The sequence below is a fragment of the Paenibacillus sp. FSL E2-0201 genome (genome assembly GCF_037963325.1).
Taxonomy (GTDB): Bacteria; Bacillota; Bacilli; order Paenibacillales; family Paenibacillaceae; genus Paenibacillus_AQ.
This window is the reverse complement of sequence record NZ_CP150154.1, coordinates 23,156-45,473: the sequence shown is the minus strand read 5'-3', so window position 1 is coordinate 45,473 and position 22,318 is coordinate 23,156. Positions and strand designations below refer to the sequence as shown.

General features: G+C 45.9%; 19 protein-coding genes, 3 rRNA genes and 1 riboswitch. Of the genes, 2 read left to right on the top strand and 20 right to left on the bottom strand.

Annotated elements, in window-relative coordinates; translation table 11 throughout:
- Positions 1-9: 9 nt before the first annotated feature.
- From rsmA to NSU15_RS00180, 5 genes are all read right to left on the bottom strand, one after another.
- Positions 10-894 carry a 16S rRNA (adenine(1518)-N(6)/adenine(1519)-N(6))-dimethyltransferase RsmA gene (gene rsmA, locus NSU15_RS00200; protein ID WP_042123104.1) on the bottom strand — a complete coding sequence of 295 codons (885 nt, stop codon included), beginning with the start codon at positions 892-894 and terminating at the stop codon, positions 10-12.
- Positions 891-1,442 carry a ribonuclease M5 gene (gene rnmV / locus NSU15_RS00195; RefSeq protein ID WP_042123102.1) on the bottom strand — a complete coding sequence of 184 codons (552 nt, stop codon included), beginning with the start codon at positions 1,440-1,442 and terminating at the stop codon, positions 891-893. Before rnmV ends, rsmA begins: the two co-directional genes overlap by 4 nt.
- Before the next feature lie 177 nt (positions 1,443-1,619).
- Positions 1,620-2,783 (bottom strand): 3D domain-containing protein, encoded by a 1,164-nt coding sequence (locus tag NSU15_RS00190; RefSeq protein WP_042123100.1) that lies wholly within the window; start codon positions 2,781-2,783, stop codon positions 1,620-1,622.
- A 281-nt stretch (positions 2,784-3,064) separates the two neighbouring features.
- Positions 3,065-3,294, bottom strand: a riboswitch (cyclic di-AMP (ydaO/yuaA leader).
- A gap of 197 nt (positions 3,295-3,491) precedes the next feature.
- Positions 3,492-4,262 (bottom strand): TatD family hydrolase, encoded by a 771-nt coding sequence (locus NSU15_RS00185; RefSeq protein WP_042123099.1) that lies wholly within the window; start codon positions 4,260-4,262, stop codon positions 3,492-3,494.
- Positions 4,263-4,411: 149 nt separating this feature from the next.
- Positions 4,412-5,695 (bottom strand): HD domain-containing protein, encoded by a 1,284-nt coding sequence (locus NSU15_RS00180; RefSeq protein WP_076121195.1) that lies wholly within the window; start codon positions 5,693-5,695, stop codon positions 4,412-4,414.
- A 304-nt stretch (positions 5,696-5,999) separates the two neighbouring features.
- Here NSU15_RS00180 and NSU15_RS00175 point away from each other — a divergent pair, with 304 nt between their 5' ends.
- Complete coding sequence (locus tag NSU15_RS00175) at positions 6,000-6,254, top strand: AbrB/MazE/SpoVT family DNA-binding domain-containing protein (RefSeq protein WP_042123095.1); 255 nt, start codon at positions 6,000-6,002, stop codon at positions 6,252-6,254.
- Between the two features lie 239 nt (positions 6,255-6,493).
- Here the strand turns inward: NSU15_RS00175 and rsmI are convergent, their stop codons facing one another.
- The 10 genes from rsmI to NSU15_RS00125 form a co-directional block, all read right to left on the bottom strand.
- The gene (rsmI, locus tag NSU15_RS00170) at positions 6,494-7,405 is read right to left on the bottom strand and encodes a 16S rRNA (cytidine(1402)-2'-O)-methyltransferase (RefSeq protein WP_076121196.1); all 912 of its coding nucleotides are present in this window, start codon (positions 7,403-7,405) and stop codon (positions 6,494-6,496) included.
- Positions 7,402-8,175, bottom strand: coding sequence for a tRNA1(Val) (adenine(37)-N6)-methyltransferase (locus NSU15_RS00165; protein WP_076121197.1), 774 nt, complete (start codon positions 8,173-8,175; stop codon positions 7,402-7,404). The genes rsmI and NSU15_RS00165 overlap by 4 nt, the downstream gene beginning before the upstream one ends.
- Before the next feature lie 177 nt (positions 8,176-8,352).
- Positions 8,353-8,718, bottom strand: coding sequence for a DNA replication initiation control protein YabA (gene yabA, locus NSU15_RS00160; RefSeq protein ID WP_042123089.1), 366 nt, complete (start codon positions 8,716-8,718; stop codon positions 8,353-8,355).
- Positions 8,719-8,749: 31 nt separating this feature from the next.
- On the bottom strand, positions 8,750-9,550 hold the full coding sequence (locus tag NSU15_RS00155; protein WP_042123087.1) for a stage 0 sporulation family protein: 801 nt from the start codon (positions 9,548-9,550) through the stop codon (positions 8,750-8,752).
- Positions 9,551-9,689: 139 nt separating this feature from the next.
- A complete protein-coding gene (holB, locus tag NSU15_RS00150; RefSeq protein WP_042123085.1) occupies positions 9,690-10,664 on the bottom strand; it encodes a DNA polymerase III subunit delta' in 975 nt (324 codons plus the stop codon).
- 17 nt (positions 10,665-10,681) lie between these two features.
- A complete protein-coding gene (locus NSU15_RS00145) occupies positions 10,682-11,125 on the bottom strand; it encodes a YaaR family protein (protein WP_042123083.1) in 444 nt (147 codons plus the stop codon).
- Positions 11,126-11,174: 49 nt separating this feature from the next.
- Entirely contained in the window at positions 11,175-11,504 is a 330-nt protein-coding gene (locus tag NSU15_RS00140; protein ID WP_042123080.1) for a cyclic-di-AMP receptor, read from the bottom strand.
- A gap of 123 nt (positions 11,505-11,627) precedes the next feature.
- Complete coding sequence (tmk, locus tag NSU15_RS00135; protein WP_042123078.1) at positions 11,628-12,269, bottom strand: dTMP kinase; 642 nt, start codon at positions 12,267-12,269, stop codon at positions 11,628-11,630.
- Entirely contained in the window at positions 12,270-13,811 is a 1,542-nt protein-coding gene (locus tag NSU15_RS00130) for an aminotransferase class I/II-fold pyridoxal phosphate-dependent enzyme (RefSeq protein ID WP_339288707.1), read from the bottom strand.
- A 209-nt stretch (positions 13,812-14,020) separates the two neighbouring features.
- Positions 14,021-14,206 (bottom strand): sigma factor G inhibitor Gin, encoded by a 186-nt coding sequence (locus NSU15_RS00125; protein WP_042123074.1) that lies wholly within the window; start codon positions 14,204-14,206, stop codon positions 14,021-14,023.
- A gap of 208 nt (positions 14,207-14,414) precedes the next feature.
- Here NSU15_RS00125 and NSU15_RS00120 point away from each other — a divergent pair, with 208 nt between their 5' ends.
- Entirely contained in the window at positions 14,415-14,939 is a 525-nt protein-coding gene (locus tag NSU15_RS00120; protein WP_042123072.1) for a hypothetical protein, read from the top strand.
- Between the two features lie 75 nt (positions 14,940-15,014).
- Here the strand turns inward: NSU15_RS00120 and NSU15_RS00115 are convergent, their stop codons facing one another.
- The 5 genes from NSU15_RS00115 to NSU15_RS00095 all read right to left on the bottom strand — a co-directional run bounded on the left by NSU15_RS00115 (position 15,015) and on the right by NSU15_RS00095 (position 22,316).
- Entirely contained in the window at positions 15,015-15,428 is a 414-nt protein-coding gene (locus NSU15_RS00115) for a hypothetical protein (RefSeq protein WP_042123070.1), read from the bottom strand.
- Positions 15,429-15,683: 255 nt separating this feature from the next.
- Positions 15,684-15,800 (bottom strand): 5S ribosomal RNA (gene rrf / locus NSU15_RS00110).
- 128 nt (positions 15,801-15,928) lie between these two features.
- A 23S ribosomal RNA gene (locus NSU15_RS00105) occupies positions 15,929-18,856 on the bottom strand.
- Between the two features lie 260 nt (positions 18,857-19,116).
- Positions 19,117-20,674: ribosomal RNA gene (locus NSU15_RS00100) — 16S ribosomal RNA — on the bottom strand.
- Together the 16S, 23S and 5S rRNA genes form the textbook arrangement of a ribosomal RNA operon.
- Positions 20,675-21,164: 490 nt before the next feature.
- Complete coding sequence (locus NSU15_RS00095; RefSeq protein ID WP_339288706.1) at positions 21,165-22,316, bottom strand: amidohydrolase family protein; 1,152 nt, start codon at positions 22,314-22,316, stop codon at positions 21,165-21,167.
- Positions 22,317-22,318: the final 2 nt, after the last annotated feature.

Sequence of the window (22,318 nt, the reverse complement as noted above, 5' to 3'; positions counted from 1 at the left end):
GTTTTTAGCTTATACGATTCCAGCAGCCAACAGAACACCGCTCAATCGGGCGTATTCTTCTAAACTTAACGTTTCTCCGCGACGGGTTGGTTCAATACCAGCTTCTGCAAGTAAAGCCTCCAGACGTTCACGTCCCTCTTCAGGGAAGTAACGAGCCTTGAGATTGTTAGCAATCGTTTTGCGACGCTGTGTGAAAGAAGCTTGAACGACCTCAAAGAAATGCTTCTCACTCTCAACTTCTACCGGTGGGCGCTCTCTTACCTTTAGACGGATTACAGCTGACTCCACATTAGGCTGAGGAATGAATACTGTACGCGGCACAATGCAGACGAGCTCAGGCTCGCTGTAATACTGCACGGCAATGCTAAGGCTTCCGTATTCCTTCCCTCCCGGAGAAGCAGCCATACGCTCCGCAACCTCTTTCTGAATCATTACAACGATGTTATCAAGCGGAAGCTTCTCTTCGAGCAGCTTCATCAGGATCGGTGTAGTCACATAATACGGCAAATTGGCAACTACGCTTACCTTGTTCACGGATGAAAAGTCTTCCTTGAACAGCTCCTGCAGGTTTACATTCAGAACATCATCATTACGAACCTTAACATGCGGGTAAGGGGAAAGCACGTCCCTTAAAATAGGGATCAACCTACGGTCGATCTCCACAGCGGTTACCGCACCGGCTGTTAGCGCCAAACGCTCCGTAAGTGCTCCAATCCCAGGACCGATCTCTAGAGCCCCTGAGTCGCTATCTAGCCCAGCAGCGTCTACAATCTTGTCCAATATATTTTGATCAATCAAAAAATTCTGTCCTAAGCTCTTCTTGAACTTAAATCCATAACGTTGAATAATCTCTTTTGTCCGTTTTGGAGTTGAAATTTCCTCTCTACCACTCATGAAGTAATGCCCCCCTGATCAATTTGGGCGAGAGCTCCGGCAAATTCCTCCCGCGTAATTCCAAACATCGCCAGCCGCTTGTACAGCTGCTTGCCATTACAATATCCGATTCCAAGCAAATTACCAAGTGCCATACGTCTTTCAGCTGCCCGAGGGTGTACAAGCATTCCAGCGGCCATTAGATCGTCAATTCCAATTATTGCAGGTGCTCCTTCAAAAGAGGTATGTACGTTTCGTAGCGCATGACGAATCGCCTCTGGAGAGGCGTTCTCCACACCGATATCTCCCTTACGGGTTGCGTCCTTCTCCGGAATGAAAGCATGCTTGCAGCCCGGCACCTTTGCGGACACAATCTTACGAATTCGTTCACCCGCGTGATCCGGATCTGTAAGAATAATCACCCCTCTACGCTCCATAGCAAGCGCGATCTTCGCAATTACGGTCCGGTCTACCGCCGAGCCCCCTGTTTCGATCGTATCTGCTTCTACAGCGCGTTTAACAGCGACGGTATCACTCTTACCTTCAACGACAATTAATTCCTTAATCATATCTATTGACTCCTTCCAAAAAAAGCAAAAAAGAAGAGGTTTCGCTCCTCTTCTTTTGGTTAAAGAATTTATAAGTGATGAGCGGTTGCTCTGCGATCAACGAAATGATCATCTGGCGTTCCTTAACGGTTATCATCACTATAGCTTATCAAAGAATAATTTGCAAAAGCTTCCGAACTAATTTAACTCCGGCTTCACAGGTCCAATCACATAAACGGTACGTGATTTACGACCGAAATTACGCACATGGCTCAGTGAATCGTAATAGACATCTACTTTATTGCCTTTAATGGCACCGCCAGTATCTTCAGCTCGGCGGAATCCAAGCCCCTCAATATATACCCACCAGCCAATAGGGATTACATTCGGGTCTACTGCAATTGTACGACCTTCCGTTACGCGTGTTCCGGAGGCAGTTTTGGTACCTATACCTGGCTCTTCTGATGAATAAGCTGTCATGGAGACGTTCTTAATCATCTTCTTGTACTCAAAGTCTACGCCAGCCTTGCTTGTGACGTTATTAGTCTTGGCGCTAACCTTAGCCGTTTTGGAAGTAGTGTTTGATTTGGAAGTTGTTGTAGTCTTAGCTACAGCCGGCTTAGGAAGTGGTTTGGTACCAACGGCAATAACTTTATCTTTCGTTACCGTTTGTACTTCCTTACCAATCATGCGCATAGAGGCCAGTTCTCCGTCTTGGTAGATCTTTTCAATATGCTGAATCATGACGCCTGGTTTGCCTGCCTGTGCCACTCTAACTGTTCCCACAGTAAGGGAGGGGTCTGCTGTCTTGATGACTCTGAAGGGTAAGTTAGTTGTCCGCTGTACAGTCTGTTTGTTGATGCGAACAATCTTAATCTCCATGTTGGCAGAAATGGCGGTGTCTAACGAAGGGAAAATCTTATCATGACCTTCTAGGGTGATGCCCATTTTGTCAATTGCTTTACCGATTGTATCCTCGGTTGTATATAACGTTTTTGTTGCTCCGTCCGCAATAAGGCTAATTTTCTGCGCACGATTGATAACGACACGGTCACCGTCTTTTATTTCATCACTCAGACCTAAAGATAGTTCATCATGCGGCTGCAGCGAAATTTGCTCTTTCTCCAGCACATCACCAAGAAGCGCTTCTCGCGTTTCAAGCGTCTGTGTCTGCCCGTCTATTACTAAAAATAATTGTTTGTTACTTTGACCGTGTACGTACAGCAGAATAAGTAGCGCGATAGCGACTGAAATCACGCCTGCAAGTAAAAGTACGCGAGTATTTACTTGCTCCCACCGTAGTGCGAAAGACCTGCTGGATGACTGCGAATCATGGGATACTTCTGGTTGGAATACGCCCATTCTCTCCATCCTCCTTACATAGCCCCGTCGTCAATTGTATATCATGAGGACTGAATTCCTTTGACGAAACTATTTGAGATTGTCACAGGACACGCACTTAATAACTTAGCGTCTCCTGCTCATGGATCGCCTGCTCGGCACAGCTACTCCCACCCCTGTTATATAACAGTATGTGGGCAACATTCTATTTATTCAAAAATAAAAAAGCCTAAAAAGAGTTCAATTGAGGACTCTTTCGTGGCTTCTCCAAATTCAGAATAGAGAATGCTTGTGCACGAGGTTGCCTCTCTTACTTGCGCTTACGGGGTTAGCTGTCGGGTTCGGACGAAAGAGAGACGCCCTATTTCAGGTCACCCGCTCATGGCGGTTGCCCTTAAATTCACCCCAAAGACCACGTGAAGAAATCAAATACTGTCCTGTGGCACGTCGAAGCCGTATTCAAAATACAGGCATGCGACAGGTCAATATTGGTTCCCCCGTTCTCCATACGGAGACTCAGCGAGACGATCCATGAATCAGTGGCTGTCACTATAACACAGCCCACATCACTGAAAAGATGATATCCTGTTTTGATGCATGTTGTAAAGGACGATTCAACCACGTTTAAGCAAAAATTTGGTTAAAATATTGTAATATTCAGCCGTTTTTATATTAAAAAAGTTTAATATATCGGCCATTCTCTATTTTTCGCCTATTTTACTCCCGTTTTCACTCAATCCCAAATCGTTCCAGTGCGTTCGCATACGTTATTTTAGCCAATTCTTCCCATGTTAGCCCTTTAATTTCAGCTGCCGCCTCTGCTACCAACTTCACATGAGCACTCTCATTTCGCTTCCCGCGGAAGGGATGAGGAGTCAAATATGGAGCATCCGTTTCGATCAATAATCGGTCTAACGGGGTCTGCGCAAGCACTTCTTTTGGCACTCGTGCATTTTTGAACGTAATGGGTCCTCCAAACGATAAATGAAAACCAAGATTCAAGCACATTTTTGCCGTTTCCCAGCTTCCTGAGAATGAGTGCATTACGCCTCCAACCTCATTTGCCTTTTCCTCCCGCAAAATCCGTACAACATCTTCATGGGCATCACGGTCATGAATACAAATCGGCATCTTTAGTTCACGGGCTAGTCCGATTTGCTTGCGAAAAACCTCATGTTGCACATCCTTGGGAGAGGTATCCCAGTAATAATCCAGTCCAATTTCCCCAATAGCCACCACTTTTTTATGACTGCACAAAGAAGCGATCCAATCGAGGTCTCCTTCTTTCATATCTATCGCATCCTGCGGATGCCAGCCCACTGCAGCATAAATATAATCATAAGATTCTGCCAGCTTCATCGTAGAGGGAATCGTCTCCCGATTAAATCCGATATTAATCATCTTACTAACGCCAGCCTCTACAGCACGAGCGATAACTTCTTCGCGATCCTCGTCGAATTGAGGTGCATCCAGATGCGTATGTGTGTCAAACAGAAACATTTTTGCCGTCACTCCTTGTTGTTTTTTAACATAAGACAGTGTGAATTTCACGCCATCTATTGTATCGTCTATTTCTACGGGAAGCAGTTATTGATTTGAAAAGACGAAAACATCGTTTCTTCTTGTCAAAAATCCCATATTTTCTTGTATTATTTTGCAAAAATCTCTGCTATTGAAGATGGCAATCTTGTAAGCGCTTGTCTCAACTTATCTTGAGGAAAATACAGATGATACCTGCCACGATGAATGCCGCTAATAGAGCGTACAATATCCGACACCTCTGAAATTTCCCTCAGCTGATCATGTCGATCAAGCAGCAAGATTTGCTTATTGTCAAAGGCTTCTCCCGGACGGAACACATCATAGGGCAAATCTGTCGGAAAATCAATCTCCAAGTCATATTCCGGGTGAAGTCCCGCTGCCGCAAAACTGCTGCGAATTTCAGTAATCATATCTGTATCAAGATTCTCCATCTCAACATATTTATACAGTTTACGATGAATAAAACGGGTGCACAAGTCGCTTAATAGCTCATCTTTTTCAAGCGTCCACTGCATAAAAGCCGTCTGAACCAGCGCCTCATCTAACATTAAATATTGCTTCACTGTCACCTCTCCACGGAACAAATCCTCCAGCGGATTAATCATAAAACTAAAATGGTACCCCTCTTGGAAAAGCTCCTTAGCTCTACGGAAAATTTGTCGCAAAATAATCTCAGAGCTGCGTGTCACCGGATGAAAATATACTTGCCAGTACATTTGATAACGCGACATTAAATAATCCTCAATCGCATGCATTCCCGATTCTTTTACCACAACCCGACCATTATAAGGACGCAGCATTCTCAAAATCCGATCAATATCGATCGTTCCATAGTTTACACCTGTATAGTACGCATCACGTAGCAAATAATCCATGCGATCAGCATCTAGCGGACTGGAAACCAGATTAACAACGATTTCATGCTCATAAGTTTTGGAGATCACTGAAGCTACTTTACGAGGAAAATCCTCCTCCACATCACGCAAGATTTCAGTTATTTCTGTGTCCTCCAGAATAATACGACAAGTCCAATCCTCATGGTTCATTTCAAAAGCTTCTTCTATAGAATGGGAAAATGGACCATGCCCCAGATCATGAAGCAAAGCCGCACACAAGGTTAGCAGACTTTCTTCAGGAATCCAATCCTTATACCCGCTTCGTTCAAATTGCGAAATGATTCTACGTGTAATTTCGTATACCCCAAGGGAATGAGAAAACCGACTATGCTCTGCACCATGAAAAGTGAGATACGAGGTACCCAGCTGGCGGATTCGGCGTAGACGCTGAAACTCCTTTGTATTTATTAGTCGCCAAATAATAGTATCCTGCACGTGGATATAGTTGTGAACCGGATCTTTGAAAACCTTTTCTTCTGTGAGCGGCTGCTTCATGAGATCAACTCCTTTTTTTAATTTAATATGATTTTAACCAATTTAAGTATATAATAAGTAATTATGTCGTACTTTGTCGAATGATGACGATTTTAGTCTTGGTAAATCGACAAAGTTTATTTTTACACTTTTTTTAGAATTCGTGATTATGATAGGCAATTCAAAGTTTTTGTGAAAAAGTTCTTAATTAGCATATGAAAAAAGGTTGACTGTTTTGGGAATCGTTGGTATTATGAATATCATAAAACAGTGAACAATGTCGAATAATGGCGTTTTTGGGACATTGAGAGGAGTAACGATTGTTATGATGAAATCAACAGGAATTGTAAGAAAAGTAGACGAACTTGGTCGGGTAGTTATTCCCATTGAATTGCGCCGTACTCTTGGTATTGGTGAAAAAGACGCACTTGAAATTTACGTTGATGGTGAGCGCATTATGCTTAAGAAATATGAGCCTGCCTGCATTTTCTGCGGTAACGCTGAGAACGTAACTTACTTTAAAGGAAAAATAGTTTGTCATGAATGCATTTCTACTATTCCTACCCCTGTGACAAACTAAAATAAATAGTATATAATAGAACTAATCAAATTGTTAATTCTAACCTTTTCATATCTCCTTGACCTCCCGTGACCGCGGGAGGTATTTTTTTTCTGCTTTTACTTCAGTTTCCCGCCTCAAAATGTCTAAAAGGACTTATTCTCCTCTTTGTACAAAGTACATTAACCTACATGTAAATCTCTTAAGCACAATAAACTTTGTATTCTTAGCCTCTCAGCATTAGAACCGGTCTATAACACTTACTGCTCAGCTTTATCAAGAAGCGCGTTATAAATATCCCGCTTTGCAACACCACGATCAGAAGCTGCTTTTTTCATAGCTTCTTTACGTGGTAAATCTGCCGCTTCGTAATGTGCAACATGCTCCTCAATACTTAACTGGCGCCACCAAGCCGATTCTGCCAATTCGGCATCTTCCTTACTCTCACCTTCAACAACAATTACATACTCGCCAAGCGGTGGATGTTCAGCAAGCCAATCCATACATTCCTCAATCGTCCCACGTAAAAACTCTTCATATCTCTTCGTCAATTCACGAGCCAGTACAATTCGTCGATTGCCGAATGCTTCTTGGAGATGAGCCAGCGTCTTCACCACTCGATGTGGAGACTCATAGAACAGTATGGTCCCTTGTGCCGTACGAAGAGGACTTAATACCGCACGGATATCTTTACGTTCACGTGGTAAGAAACCGATAAAAGTGAACGTAGTCGTAGGCAAACCTGAAGCAATTAAAGCTGACAAAGCTGCGTTAGCTCCAGGTATAGGAATCACTGGTATACCGTGACTTATGGCAAGGGCTACAAGGTCTGCACCAGGATCAGAAATGGCTGGTAATCCGGCATCGCTGACGAGAGCCAAATTTTTTCCTTCTATTATATAGCGGATAAGTTCAGGTCCACTGGCAGCCTTATTATGCTCATGGTAACTGAACAGCATAGAAGGTGTGATTTCAAAATGGCTCAACAATTTTCGAGTTTGTCTTGTATCCTCAGCAGCTATAATATCGCATTCCTGCAATGTGCGAACAGCGCGATAGGTCATATCCTCTAAATTACCGATGGGTGTTGCCACCAAAAAGAGTGAACCTGTTGATTCCTGCTTATGTGTATTGTTATTGTTTTGGAAACTGCTTTGGCATGATATCGTCATGATTTACCCTCTTTAGCACCGTAGTAGATGTCCATAATTTCTGGACAGTATTGATTGCCCTCATTATATACAATGAGTGGTGGCTGTAAACGAACCTCTGGTTTGCCGTCACGCATTGCTTCAATTAATACCATATTGGCTTCCAGATGCGCACGTGGATGTACAAAGCGAATAATCTTAGGCTCTAGCCTATATTTTCTCATAAGACTAATAATATCCACCAACCGTTGTGGCTTGTGAACCATACTTACCTTTCCTCCGGTCCGAACTAGTCGCACACAGGCTTGAATGACCTCCTCCAGTGTACACCCTATTTCGTGACGAGCCATAGCTTGATGCGTGTTCAGCTTTAGGTCACTACCGTTAAGCGGCATATAAGGAGGATTAACAGTTATCGCATCATATACGCCATGCCCTGCTACTTTATATAACTCACGTAAATCACCTTCATGGATCACAACCTGATCCTGAAGTCCATTCAAAGCCACACTACGCCGAGCCATATCCGCTAAACGGGGCTGAATTTCAATCCCTTCTATAGAAGCTTTTGTTCGGGTTGTCATCAGAATAGGTATTACACCGTTTCCAGTACAAAGATCCAGGACTCTCCCGCGTGGCGGGACGCTGGCGAAACGGGCAAGCAGTACAGCATCCATAGAAAAGCTAAATACTTCATCGCTTTGAATAATTCGTAAATCATGCGTTAGTAAATCATCCACCCGCTCCGTTGGTAACAAAGGAACAGGTATATCGTTATAAGAATTAGTCATGTAATAATCTCCTAAAAGTTTTGTTGAGCTAAGCTTCATTGAATATATCACTGAGACAAAACTTGCTTCGGAAGCATATGCTTTGTTTTGTTGAGCTAAGCTTCATTGAATTCGTTAACCTCATTCAGCCAAAATTCAAAAAAAACCGTAGGATCAATCTCCTACGGCTGGATATCCTCATTTATTAAGAAAAGAAAGACAGAACAGACAATCACCTTCCGTGCGTAAATGTCCAAAATAAACATTACAGATGTGAAAGCCTTCATGGTAAAGCCGGGCCAAGTTGTCATAACCTTCCCCGACAACCTCTTCTGTTCCCTCTCCGGCAGCTAAAAGAGCTTCCGCCTCCGCAGAATCTACGGTAGGATCCAAAGGTGCATCCCGCTTTAAAATTTTGCGAAGCTGTTCATTCTCCAGAGTTAACCTCTGATTAGCTTCCATCAGCTCTTTTACCGTCTGTTTCCATTCTCCAAGATTGGCGCGCATCGTTTCCATCTGTGCTTCCATATCCTGCATGTGTGCAAATATATTTTTCTTCTCCAAGTTTCCACCCCGAAAGTAACCTTATAATGGTTTACTTGACGACAACATCATCCATTGGAAGTTCCTTAACTTTGCCCACTTCAAACAACTGTACATGAACCGTACGGCTTCCGGCATTAAGTCCTACTACTTTGCCATCACCCAATGAGGTCACGACAATCTTGCCGACCGCTGGCATTTCTTCCTTTACACTCTCATAATTGTCATGCTCAAACTTCAAACAACACATCAGACGTCCACAAAGTCCTGAAATCTTCGTCGGATTAAGTGATAGGTTCTGATCCTTGGCCATTTTTATGGATACGGGTTCAAAATCCCCTAACCAAGATGAACAACAAAGCACTCGTCCACAAGGTCCAAGTCCACCAAGCATTTTGGCCTCATCACGCACCCCAATTTGCCGTAGCTCAATGCGGGTCCGGAAGATACTTGCTAGATCTTTAACCAATTCTCTAAAGTCGACCCGTCCTTCGGCCGTAAAGTAAAATATAATCTTATTACGGTCAAAAGTAAACTCTACATCGACGAGCTTCATTTTGAGACCATGGTCGCGTATTTTATTTAAACAGGTGGTAAACGCCTCTTTAGCGGCCCCTTTGTTCTCTTCAACCACGCGTGCGTCGGTTTCTCCGGCAATACGCATCACTTTTTTGAGGGGCAACACTACGTCGGATTCTTCCACCTCTTTTTTGCCTACGACAACTTTACCGTATTCAACCCCACGTGCTGTCTCCACAATAACATATTGATCCCGTTCAATCGGAAAATCAAGTGGATCGAAATAATATATTTTACCCGCTTTTTTAAAACGGACACCTACTACGCTGTACAAAAATTAACCCCCTTGTTTGCCGGTAAAAGGAACCTATGGGCATGTCCGCTCCCTGATGATTCATGCTTGTCCTTCCTCGTCGGTTAAAACGATACTTCCAGGTAAAGCGACATCCGGAGGATATATCATAACTAATCCTTTAACTTTCCAGTCGGATTAAAAACTGCTCCAGACACAACTGGGCATTGGCATTGGATCGCAGCTTCTTAGTACTCTCTGCGGCAAATCCCATATAAGCCACCCATTGTTCCGCACTCCGCTCACGGGCATGCCTGGAAATAAAGTCTAACTGATCTATGAAAACGATACTCTCATGCTTACGGTACAGGAAGTAGAGCATATCTTTAAACCACAGATGGAACATGCTGAAGAAGATATCCAAATGTTCAGCGAGCCCGGTCTTGAACAGCTTCTGCCCAGCAGTTGCTACCGCGGAGCTGCCCTTGCCTAAGGACTCCTTAGCTAATTGTAACATTACATTTCTCATTTCTGCAAACCAATTCTGTTCCAAAAGTTTCCTGCAACCATCAAGTCCTGAACTAAGTGATACTGCACATCGAGCTAAGGGTATAGGAACGCCCTCACTTGCCAGAGCTTGCAGCATAATATCCGGATTTAACGGACTAAATGGAATCCGCTGAGTCCGCGACTGAATCGTTGGCAATAAGGAACGGCTATTATCAGAAATTAAGATTCCAACAGCCGGAGCCGGTGGCTCCTCCAGAAATTTCAGCAGACTATTGGCAGCTTGTACTGTCATTTTGTCTGCTCCATCTATAATATAAACTTTCGGATTCACACCCTCTGACCGATAGGAAAAGACGCGCTGCAGCTCACGGATTTGATCTATTTTGATACTTGCTCCATCTGGCTGCAGCAGTGACAAATCAGGGTGGTTTCCATGCTCTACTTTCCGGCACTCCAGGCATTCCCCACAGGCATCGTCCTTGCTCTGGGTACAAAATATTGCTTGGGCAAACATCAGCGCCGTTTTCATTTGTCCACTGCCTGCCGGCCCTGTAAATAAATAAGCATGACTCACAGCTTCTTTGCGCAAGGCATTTTGGAGAAGCCGCTTAGCGTTCTCCTGGCCTACTATATCATGAAAAGGCATAATTTCCTCCCAAAACTTTAAAAAGAAAGGTTGATTAACAACCCGCGAATTTCTCCAACACGTCCCAACAGATCTATCCGGCCTTGCTCACTATTCAGCAAATCATCTGCCATAGATAGCAAAGCCGAATCAATTTCCTCAAGCAGCTTGTAACGCTTGCCACGGCCACGTCGATCCCAACCGCGTGTTTCTTTCAGAGTAACGCCTCTTCGAGCCGTTTCTTCCAGAAACCTTTTGATCATCATCCGGTAAATGGTAAGTTCACGAATCGTCATAGACTTAGATAAACGATCCCCTTGAGACTGTATTTCTTTGATCTGGCGGTTTAGTTCATCTTTGGTTTTCTGCTCACTTTGCTGCTGAAAAACGTCAGAGAACGTTTTTTGCTGAACGGGTTTGTTAGCCCCTTCTGTATTTGTCATCTCACTCTTTAAGGGCCTATACCCCGGATTGATCTTCAAAGGTTATCTACCGCCCTCTTTGTAAATGACTTGCTAATTTATATTATACTTAATAATGTTCAAAACGATCTACAGGAAGTACGAATACAGTAGCTCCACCGACTTGCACCTCGACAGGAAGCGGCAAATACGAATCCGTTGTACCACTCATCGGTGTTACCGGAGTGACCAACTGCTCACGCACTTTACAGCTGTTACGGATTACGGTCAATACGGATTCAATCTGACCGTCTTCTACCCCGATCATAAATGTCGTATTACCCGCCCGTAAAAAGCCACCAGTACTTGCAAGTTTAGTAGCACGGAAATTGGCTTTGACTAGCTCGCTGGACAATCGGTTACTGTCCTTATCCTGGATAATTGCAATGATCAACTTCATCTTCGCATTCCCTCCCAATACTTTTATGGTGTATTACTACATAGAGTTTCTCGTAGTAACCCTTGCTTGATAAACAAACGCCTAGTTATATGTCACTTCTCTTAGTATATTAGACAAAACACCCTAAAAACCCTTTAATACTCTCTCTTCAAGTGTTCTCACGATATCTTGTTCTACCATATGAATAGGGCGATTAGCATCTAGAACTACTATTCTGTCCGGATTTGCTTCAACTAATAATTGATAGCCTTCGCGAACCTTCTGATGAAAGGAAAGACTCTCCAGATCCAGACGATTTACTTCCCGTTCTTGATTCGCTGCAATCCGTGACAGCCCTATCTCTGGATCTACATCCAGATAAAAGGTTAGATCCGGCATACGGTTTCCAATCGCAAAGCGATTAATACTCCATACTTCTTCAATTCCAAGCCCTCTCGCATGTCCTTGATAAACAAGGCTGCTGTCCACAAAGCGGTCACAGAGCACTGTTAGCCCTTCTCTAAGAGCCGGCTCAACGACTTCGGCGAGATGTTGGCTTCTTGATGCAGCGTATAGTAATGCCTCTGTTCGCGCATCCATTGCTGTATGGGCAGGATCTAGAATAATAGAGCGAATCTTCTCGGCAATTTCAACGCCACCGGGTTCACGTGTTATTCGATAAGGCATGGACCGATTCTGTAAATAAGCTGCTACTCTACCTAATACCGTTGTTTTGCCGGAGCCATCGCCCCCTTCTAATGTAATGAAGAAACCTTCTTTTCCCACTTATGCTTCTCCGCCCTTCTGAATGTTGTATACCTCAATACGCTGTAAGACCGGATCAGCACAAGCCTGAAATTTGGCGCCTCCTTTGGCTAAACCAGCCAGCCTTCTTTGTATCTGATTTGTGATCACTTCACCCGGATATAATATCGGGATCCCCGGCGGATATGGAATAACCATCTCCGCCGCCACTCTCCCCACGCTACATTCAAGATCAATGCTTTCAATCTCACTAGCTAACACTGGCTTCAATGAAAAGGAGACAGGCTCCGAGATTTGTAAAGAATCGAAATTGTTCCACGTGGAAATATTACGAGCGTCTGGTTTGCTAAGCGTATGCGGTGATTCGGAAGGTTGTTCCGAATCTATTTCCCGCAGCGCCAGCAGCAATTGCTCTGCATCTTCAGTCCTTGATCCAAGGCTGAACAGCAGCACTACGTGCCGGTCATCACTCATCTCCGGCACACAGCCCTTAGCCTCGAGCTTGCGCTGCAGCTCGAAGCCGCTCAGGACCCCGGTGGCGTCATAAATGACGACTTTGAAGGGGTCCTGTGTCACGTACGCCGCCATAGAATCAGGCGGCGTATTTGGGTGCAGCGGCTCTGCCAGCTGCACCTGCCCATAGCGCGGCAGCTCCGCGAGCCCGCGCCGCAGGACGTCCACGGCGGCCAGCCCTGCCGTGAAGGCATCCTTGCCCCGGCTGTGCAGCAGCCGCCGGGCAAGATCCAGCGACGCCATCATAGGATATGATGGGCTGGAGCTCTGCACCATGGCGAGCCGCTGCCGGAGCAGGGCGCGGTCGAGCCGCGGCCCTTGAACATGCAGCATAGCGCCCATGGTCATCGCTGTGAGCATCTTGTGCGTGGACTGCACGACACCGTCCGCGCCACAAGCTAGTGCCCCGGCAGGCAGCGCCGGGTGCTGCCCGTAATGCGCCCCATGCGCCTCATCCACAAGCAGCGGTACACCGCTGTCGTGACAGATACGCGCGAGGGGCGCAAGATCACTCCCCATGCCGTAATAATTCGGCATGGTAACAAGTACGGCTGCGGCTTCAGGGTAGGCTGCAAGTGCAGCCTTAACAGCTTCTGCCGCCGGCGCCACTGCTAAGCCGCTAAGAGGGTCAATCAGCGGCTCCAGAAAAACAGCACGCACTCCAGCCAACATCAGCCCATGAATGACTGATTTATGCACATTGCGTTGAAGGATCATAAGCATTCCAGGCTCGGGACAAGCGGTTAGAATAAGTGCCAGATTGCCGGCTGTACTCCCACCCACTAGAAAAAAACTTTCCTCTGCTCCAAAGCAATCTGCTGCCAGCTCTTGCGCTTCCTTGATAACTCCCTCAGGATGATGAAGATCATCCGTTCCGGAAATTTCCGTAACATCATACTTCATTACCTCATCTAAAAAGCCAGCGCCTTCAACGCCATCATATGCCTTTCCATTTTTATGACCTGGCACATGATATGATCTATTACCCATAATTCTATATTGTTCCAGCATTTCGTATATAGGCGCCCTACAACGTTGTAATTTATTCATATTAAATTCCTTCCCATAGGGTTCCTTCTATTTTAACGTAAATATTCATAAACGCCTATGCTTCAGTACAAAAGCAACCCCACGGACAACAAAACGGCTTCTCCCGCCTGAAGAACGAGGAAGCCGTATACTAAATATCACTAATGCAGCCATCGTATCTTTCATCCAGACTGCTCTCTTAACCGCATCATTTAACAGAGTTACTCTACTTAAGCGTTCTTTTGCAATCCGATCTTCTTCATCCGGCCGATAAAAAAACGGTACTTGGCATCCTCAGCCTCGGTACGTATCATCTCAGCCTCACATTCCTCACAAATAAAATGCGAGACAATCACAATACCTTCCTCTTTTACCTGTCCACAAATGATACAAGCTTGCCCGGTTTGCTGTTCCATAACCATCCCACCTTGACTCTTTTAAGAACAGTATGATACACCTTCTATCATTTTAAACCTTTTCATAGTTTTTTCATATCCTTTGTATCGTGCATTATATATATTCCGTTGCCGTTATATCGGTGAATTTCCGCCCCAGTTTAATAAAATACAGCTAATCGCCGATATTAAGAACATACGAATTCACGAGGAGGTTAGACTATTATCTATGGAACCCACTACCAAAGGTGCAGCTACATTCTATCAATATAAACTAATTAAAAAAATCAATCTAACGGCACGCCTGCTGCCTATTTATATTATGCTTCCCCTATTAGTCCTTGTGCTTGAAACCGTTTTTCTTTCCTGGTGGAGCATTCTCTACATCGTCATAGCAGCGCCTGTAGCCTTTTGGGTTCAATATGTCATTTCACGCTCGGTTCTTTTAATCTCAGGGCATCCCATTTCAAAAAGGTGGTCTGTCTCATTTAAACTGCCTTGGCTGGGGTTCATGCCTGATCAACACATTAGTTACCGTATATTCCGAAAAGTACAATTACATAACTTCTATATCGGCCTTTGTATTGCAGCACTCTTTATTTTTTGGTCACCACCAGCATTTACAGTATCTCTGATCACTTGCCACTTATGGCTCTTACTGCCCCGTCTTTATACACTGCTGAGATTGAATAAACAGGGTCAGGGAGGCATGCTGAAATTCAATCCAACCGATGTATCCTATTACTCTCAGTAAAGGGCAGTCCCTAATATAACTCATGCCATTTTCACATTAAAAAATAAATCGCCATCCTTTATGGATGGCGATTGTTTATTTGGTCTTAAGGCCTTTAATAGAGGTCTTCTTTTCTTTAGGAATCATCACTACAAAATAATCATCATGCACTGTTAAATGAACCGTTAACCCATCCTTTAAAAAAACACCTGAGGAATCACTATCATCATCTTCCTCTTCGGTCCAGCCCCAAGCTTTAATAGCCTCCATATAAGGATCCGGAATACCATTCTTCTCCTTTAGGCCAGGTAAAGAATAACGTACATAATCCATAGCAACATTAGTAGTAGTCTGGTCGGGCGAGTTGGCCTCATGGGGCACAGGGAAGCTTTTCTCATTCAGTGCACCCTCAAAAGTATCCCACGTAGGTTCTTTCGTGCCGCAACTTGCTAGTATTAAAGTTAAAATACAAGAAATCATTATTAAACTAAATATTTTAAATTGTTTCATGCCTTAAATCCTCCTTACCTCTACAATGCATCTAAAGACACAAGAAAATTCAAAGTTAGAATTTATGAGTAGTTCCTTCGTATTAAAGATTTGCTAACTATTAGCACTTTTCTATTATACTTGTATCCAACGCGGCGTCGGTAACAAAAATGTCATTCCACAGTAACCTATTCTAATACTATTACTAGCCTTAAACAGTCGCATAATAAAAAAATAAAAAAGCCACTGCTGATATTATCAACAATGGCTTAATCTGCTTGGCAACGTCCTACTCTCCCAGGACCCTTCGGTCCAAGTACCATCGGCGCTGGAGGGCTTAACGGTCGTGTTCGGGATGGGTACGCGTGGAACCCCTCCGCTATCGCCACCAAACATGCGTCTGTGAAACAGACGCTGCCGCGTGAAATTTGGTTCATCACCAGAAGTGAGAATTAATTTCTAAGCGTGTTACAGGCTTGATGCCTGAAAACTGAATCCGAATTGAATTTGCGTTCTAAGTATAGGATAAGCCCTCGACCGATTAGTATTGGTCAGCTCCATGCATTACTGCACTTCCACCTCCAACCTATCTACCTCGTCGTCTTCAAGGGGTCTTACTAATTGGGAAATCTCATCTTGAGGGGGGCTTCACGCTTAGATGCTTTCAGCGCTTATCCCGTCCGTACGTAGCTACCCAGCCATGCTCCTGGCGGAACAACTGGTGCACCAGCGGTACGTCCATCCCGGTCCTCTCGTACTAAGGACAGCTCCTCTCAAATTTCCTGCGCCCACGACAGATAGGGACCGAACTGTCTCACGACGTTCTGAACCCAGCTCGCGTACCGCTTTAATGGGCGAACAGCCCAACCCTTGGGACCTACTTCAGCCCCAGGATGCGATGAGCCGACATCGAGGTGCCAAACCTCCCCGTCGATGTGGACTCTTGGGGGAGATAAGCCTGTTATCCCCAGGGTAGCTTTTATCCGTTGAGCGATGGCCCTTCCATGCGGTACCACCGGATCACTAAGTCCGACTTTCGTCCCTGCTCGACTTGTAGGTCTCGCAGTCAAGCTCCCTTATGCCTTTGCACTCTTCGAATGATTTCCAACCATTCTGAGGGAACCTTGGAACGCCTCCGTTACTCTTTAGGAGGCGACCGCCCCAGTCAAACTGCCCGCCTGACACGGTCCCCGTACCCGATTAGGGCACTAGGTTAGAACCTAGATACGATCAGGGTGGTATCCCAACGGCGCCTCCACCGAAGCTTGCGCTCCGATTTCTACGGCTCCCACCTATCCTGTACAGATCGTACCCAAATTCAATATCAAGCTGCAGTAAAGCTCCATGGGGTCTTTCCGTCTTGTCGCGGGTAACCTGCATCTTCACAGGTATTAAAATTTCACCGGATCTCTCGTTGAGACAGCGCCCAAGTCGTTACGCCATTCGTGCGGGTCAGAATTTACCTGACAAGGAATTTCGCTACCTTAGGACCGTTATAGTTACGGCCGCCGTTTACTGGGGCTTCGGTTCATAGCTTCGGGTTACCCCTAACCACTCCCCTTAACCTTCCAGCACCGGGCAGGCGTCAGCCCGTATACTTCGCCTTGCGGCTTCGCACAGACCTGTGTTTTTGCTAAACAGTCGCTTGGGCCTTTTCACTGCGGCCCCCTCGTGCTATTCACACTACCGGGGCACCCCTTCTCCCGAAGTTACGGGGTCATTTTGCCGAGTTCCTTAACGAGAGTTCTTCCGCGCGCCTTAGAATTCTCTTCTCGCCTACCTGTGTCGGTTTGCGGTACGGGCACCTTCTCCTGGCTAGAGGCTTTTCTTGGCAGTGTGAGATCATGACCTTCGCTACTACAATTTTCGCTCCCCATTACAGCCCAGCCTTAATGATGTGCGGATTTGCCTACACATCAGCCTCACTGCTTAGACGGACATATCCATCAGTCCGCGTCACTACCCTCCTGCGTCACCCCATCGCTCATAGCGGATTACGGTGGTACAGTAATTTCAAACTGTTGTCCTTCGACTACGCCTTTCGGCCTCGCCTTAGGTCCCGACTTACCCTGAGCGGACGAGCCTTCCTCAGGAAACCTTGGGCTTTCGGCGGATCAGATTCTCACTGATCTTTTCGTTACTCATACCGGCATTCTCACTTGTATGCTGTCCAGCGCTCCTTACGGTACACCTTCAACCCACATACAACGCTCCCCTACCCCAGATACATAGTATCTAGCCATAGCTTCGGTGGTGTGTTTAGCCCCGTTACATTTTCGGCGCAGAGTCACTCGACCAGTGAGCTATTACGCACTCTTTCAATGGTGGCTGCTTCTAAGCCAACATCCTGGTTGTCTGTGCAACTCCACATCCTTTCCCACTTAACACACACTTGGGGACCTTAGCTGATGGTCTGGGCTGTTTCCCTTTTGACAATGGATCTTAGCACTCACTGTCTGACTCCCGGCAATAAGTATATGGCATTCGGAGTTTGACTGAGCTTGGTAATCCTTGCGGACCCCGCACCCAATCAGTGCTCTACCTCCACTACTCTTATACCGAGGCTAGCCCTAAAGCTATTTCGGGGAGAACCAGCTATCTCCGAGTTCGATTGGAATTTCTCCGCTACCCCCACCTCATCCCCGCACTTTTCAACGTGCGTGGGTTCGGGCCTCCAGTGCGTGTTACCGCACCTTCACCCTGGACAGGGGTAGATCACACGGTTTCGGGTCTACGTCCACATACTGAGTCGCCCTATTCAGACTCGCTTTCGCTGCGGCTCCGTCTTCTCGACTTAACCTTGCATGTTAAACGTAACTCGCCGGTTCATTCTACAAAAGGCACGCCATCACCCATAAATAGGGCTCTGACTTTTTGTAAGCACACGGTTTCAGGTTCTATTTCACTCCCCTTCCGGGGTGCTTTTCACCTTTCCCTCACGGTACTGTTTCACTATCGGTCGCCAGGTAGTATTTAGCCTTAGCAGATGGTCCTGCTGGATTCATACGGGGTTTCACGTGCCCCGCACTACTCGGGATCCGTCTCGGAGAGAACACAGTTTAGGCTACAGGGCTTTTACCTCTATCGCGGGCCTTTCCAGACCTCTTCGCCTACCATATTCCTTTGTAACTCCATGTGAGACGTCCCACAACCCCTAAGAGCAAGCTCTTAGGTTTAGGCTGTTCCGCGTTCGCTCGCCGCTACTGACGGAATCACTATTGTTTTCTCTTCCTCAGGGTACTTAGATGTTTCAGTTCCCCTGGTCTGCCTCTACATACCCTATGTATTCAGGTATGAGTAACTGCGAATTACCACAGCTGGGTTTCCCCATTCGGACACCCCCGGATCAAAGCTTGCTTACAGCTCCCCGAGGCAGTTTCGTTGTTCGCCACGTCCTTCGTCGGCTCCTGGCGCCTAGGCATCCTCCGTGTGCTCTTATTAGCTTAACCTTGATTTTTCCGCAGGAAAATATCATACGATATCTCTCTTGGAATCATCTCACTAATAACATTTACTTGTTTGCACAAGTTGCTAAAAGATGTTCTAAAACGCAAATTCGTTTCGGTATCCAGTTTTCAAGGATCAAGTCTTACTTGAGAGCTTAAACTCTCAAAACTGAGCAACGAGTGAGTAACAGGCCTAAACCTGAGATTGTGGAAGTTTAACTTCCGATTTGAATGTCTTCATTGCAGAAGACGATTCTCCATAGAAAGGAGGTGATCCAGCCGCACCTTCCGATACGGCTACCTTGTTACGACTTCACCCCAATCATCTACCCCACCTTCGGCGGCTGGCTCCCTTGCGGGTTACCCCACCGACTTCGGGTGTTGTAAACTCTCGTGGTGTGACGGGCGGTGTGTACAAGACCCGGGAACGTATTCACCGCGGCATGCTGATCCGCGATTACTAGCAATTCCGACTTCATGCAGGCGAGTTGCAGCCTGCAATCCGAACTGAGACCGGCTTTGATGGGATTGGCTCCACCTCGCGGCTTCGCTTCCCGTTGTACCGGCCATTGTAGTACGTGTGTAGCCCAGGTCATAAGGGGCATGATGATTTGACGTCATCCCCACCTTCCTCCGGTTTGTCACCGGCAGTCACTCTAGAGTGCCCAACATTACTTGCTGGCAACTAAAGTTAAGGGTTGCGCTCGTTGCGGGACTTAACCCAACATCTCACGACACGAGCTGACGACAACCATGCACCACCTGTCTCCTCTGTCCCGAAGGCCGCTGCTATCTCTAGCAGATTCAGAGGGATGTCAAGACCTGGTAAGGTTCTTCGCGTTGCTTCGAATTAAACCACATACTCCACTGCTTGTGCGGGTCCCCGTCAATTCCTTTGAGTTTCAGTCTTGCGACCGTACTCCCCAGGCGGAGTGCTTACTGTGTTAACTTCGGCACCAAGGGTATCGAAACCCCTAACACCTAGCACTCATCGTTTACGGCGTGGACTACCAGGGTATCTAATCCTGTTTGCTCCCCACGCTTTCGCGCCTCAGCGTCAGTTACAGCCCAGAAAGTCGCCTTCGCCACTGGTGTTCCTCCACATATCTACGCATTTCACCGCTACACGTGGAATTCCACTTTCCTCTTCTGTACTCAAGTCACCCAGTTTCCAGTGCGACCTTAGGTTGAGCCCAAGGTTTAAACACCAGACTTAAATGACCGCCTGCGCGCGCTTTACGCCCAATAATTCCGGACAACGCTTGCCCCCTACGTATTACCGCGGCTGCTGGCACGTAGTTAGCCGGGGCTTTCTTCTCAGGTACCGTCACTCCGATAGCAGTTACTCTACCGGACGTTCTTCCCTGGCAACAGAGCTTTACGATCCGAAAACCTTCATCACTCACGCGGCGTTGCTCCGTCAGACTTTCGTCCATTGCGGAAGATTCCCTACTGCTGCCTCCCGTAGGAGTCTGGGCCGTGTCTCAGTCCCAGTGTGGCCGTTCACCCTCTCAGGTCGGCTACGCATCGTCGCCTTGGTGGGCCGTTACCCCACCAACTAGCTAATGCGCCGCAGGCCCATCCCCAAGTAGCAGATTGCTCCGTCTTTCATTCTTCCTTCAGGAGAAAAAAGAAATTATCCGGTATTAGCTACCGTTTCCGGTAGTTATCCCAGTCTAAGGGGCAGGTTGCCTACGTGTTACTCACCCGTCCGCCGCTAAGTCATTTTGAAAGCAAGCTTTCAAAATGACTCCGCTCGACTTGCATGTATTAGGCACGCCGCCAGCGTTCGTCCTGAGCCAGGATCAAACTCTCCAATTAGTATTGAAAAGAGCGATATGCTCATTTTGAAACATCTGACGAGAAAATTAATTCTCTAATTTTGGATTTCACTTTCGTGATTTCCTACTCACTCGTTGTTCAGTTTTCAAAGATCAAGTTCTCGTTGGCGCCGTTTAATGTCTCAGCAGCAACTCTTATACTATATCATGTCCGGCTATTTAATGTCAAGCTCTTTTTTTAACTTCTTTTTCGAGCTCGGCATGTGTATTTCTTGGCCGGACTTAGAATATATCATGTATAGAGATTGATTGCAACACTTTTTTTATAAAAGTTTTAAAAGTACATCATGTATTAAAGAATCCACTCACCCTTCTATTCTGCCGCCTTACATACATTCGTTACTTAGCGGCATAAGAAGGAGTGTATACCCTATATATGAAATATGAAAAGGGAATTATATTTTTCTATAAACTACAAAGAAAAACAACTGCAAGGTTATCAGTTGTTTTAGAAAATAGCTTAGACGAATCTAGATTAAATCTGCTTCCTTCGCTCCAGTAACCACGGAAACGATACTCTTTCGAAGTACCTCTGCATTGTGGGCCTCGTACGGATTCACTTTGAAAACAACAGCATCTGCAATAAACCCCTCTGCAATTTGCCCCAGCTCGTTGCCACTACCTAGAATGTCAGCAGCGGTTTTTGTTGCAGACTGCCACGCTTCTCTTCGAGATAAACCATAATCAATCAACGTATCCAGTTCTTGAAGATTATAACCATGTAGTGCAGGTGTGGCATAATCTGTGCCGAATCCAATGCTTACACCTTCTCTTTTGGCATAATTAATAGCTTTGGAATGTGATTCGGCAGCACGGGCAGCTCGTTCGCAAATGATAGGGTTCAATGCTAGAACACCGTTCGGATCTGCAGCAATACGATAGATGGATGTAGTAGGTACAAAAGCTACCCCCGAGTTAGCAAGTCTTCCCGCCTGATCCTCTGTTAGAAACATCCCGTGCTCTATAGATTCCACGCCAGACTGGATGGACCAGTCTATCGTCACTCCTCCCCAGGTATGGACCAACACCTTTTTATCATGGGCATGTGCATTACGAACAATAAATGAGAACTCTTCTTCGGAAAAGATCGGATCAACGACCTTCTCAGTAGGTGCTCCAAGACCGCCTGTGGCCATGATTTTTATCCAGCCCGCTCCTGTTGCAAAGATTTCCGCCATCCGTTGTTCCAAATGCTTAAGACCACGAGCATCTGCTGCTCCAAGCATGTCGCTACTGGTCTCCACTCTTAAAGGCTGTTGATACTGATGAACAAGATGCTGCACTGTGCTTGGCAGAATTCCACCTGCATCCCGTACAGTCGTTACACCCGTCCTAAGAGTAGCTTCAAAAGCCTGCGCCTGCATGGTTTCAATCTCGCGGGTATCGCGCTTCAATTGGTCCGCATGATCAAAGTCTGTCCAAGCAAGATGCGTATGAAGATCAATAATACCTGGACTTATCCATAGATCTGTATCTTTAAGCGTTGAGTTACCTTTATGTGGCTCCGCTTCAGTTATAGATAAAAAACGCCCATCTTTGATTACAACATCAAAACGTCTGCCTTCGATACCTGCTATATAAATATCCTTAAATGTCTGTAACTCTGGATGCTTATGAATCATCT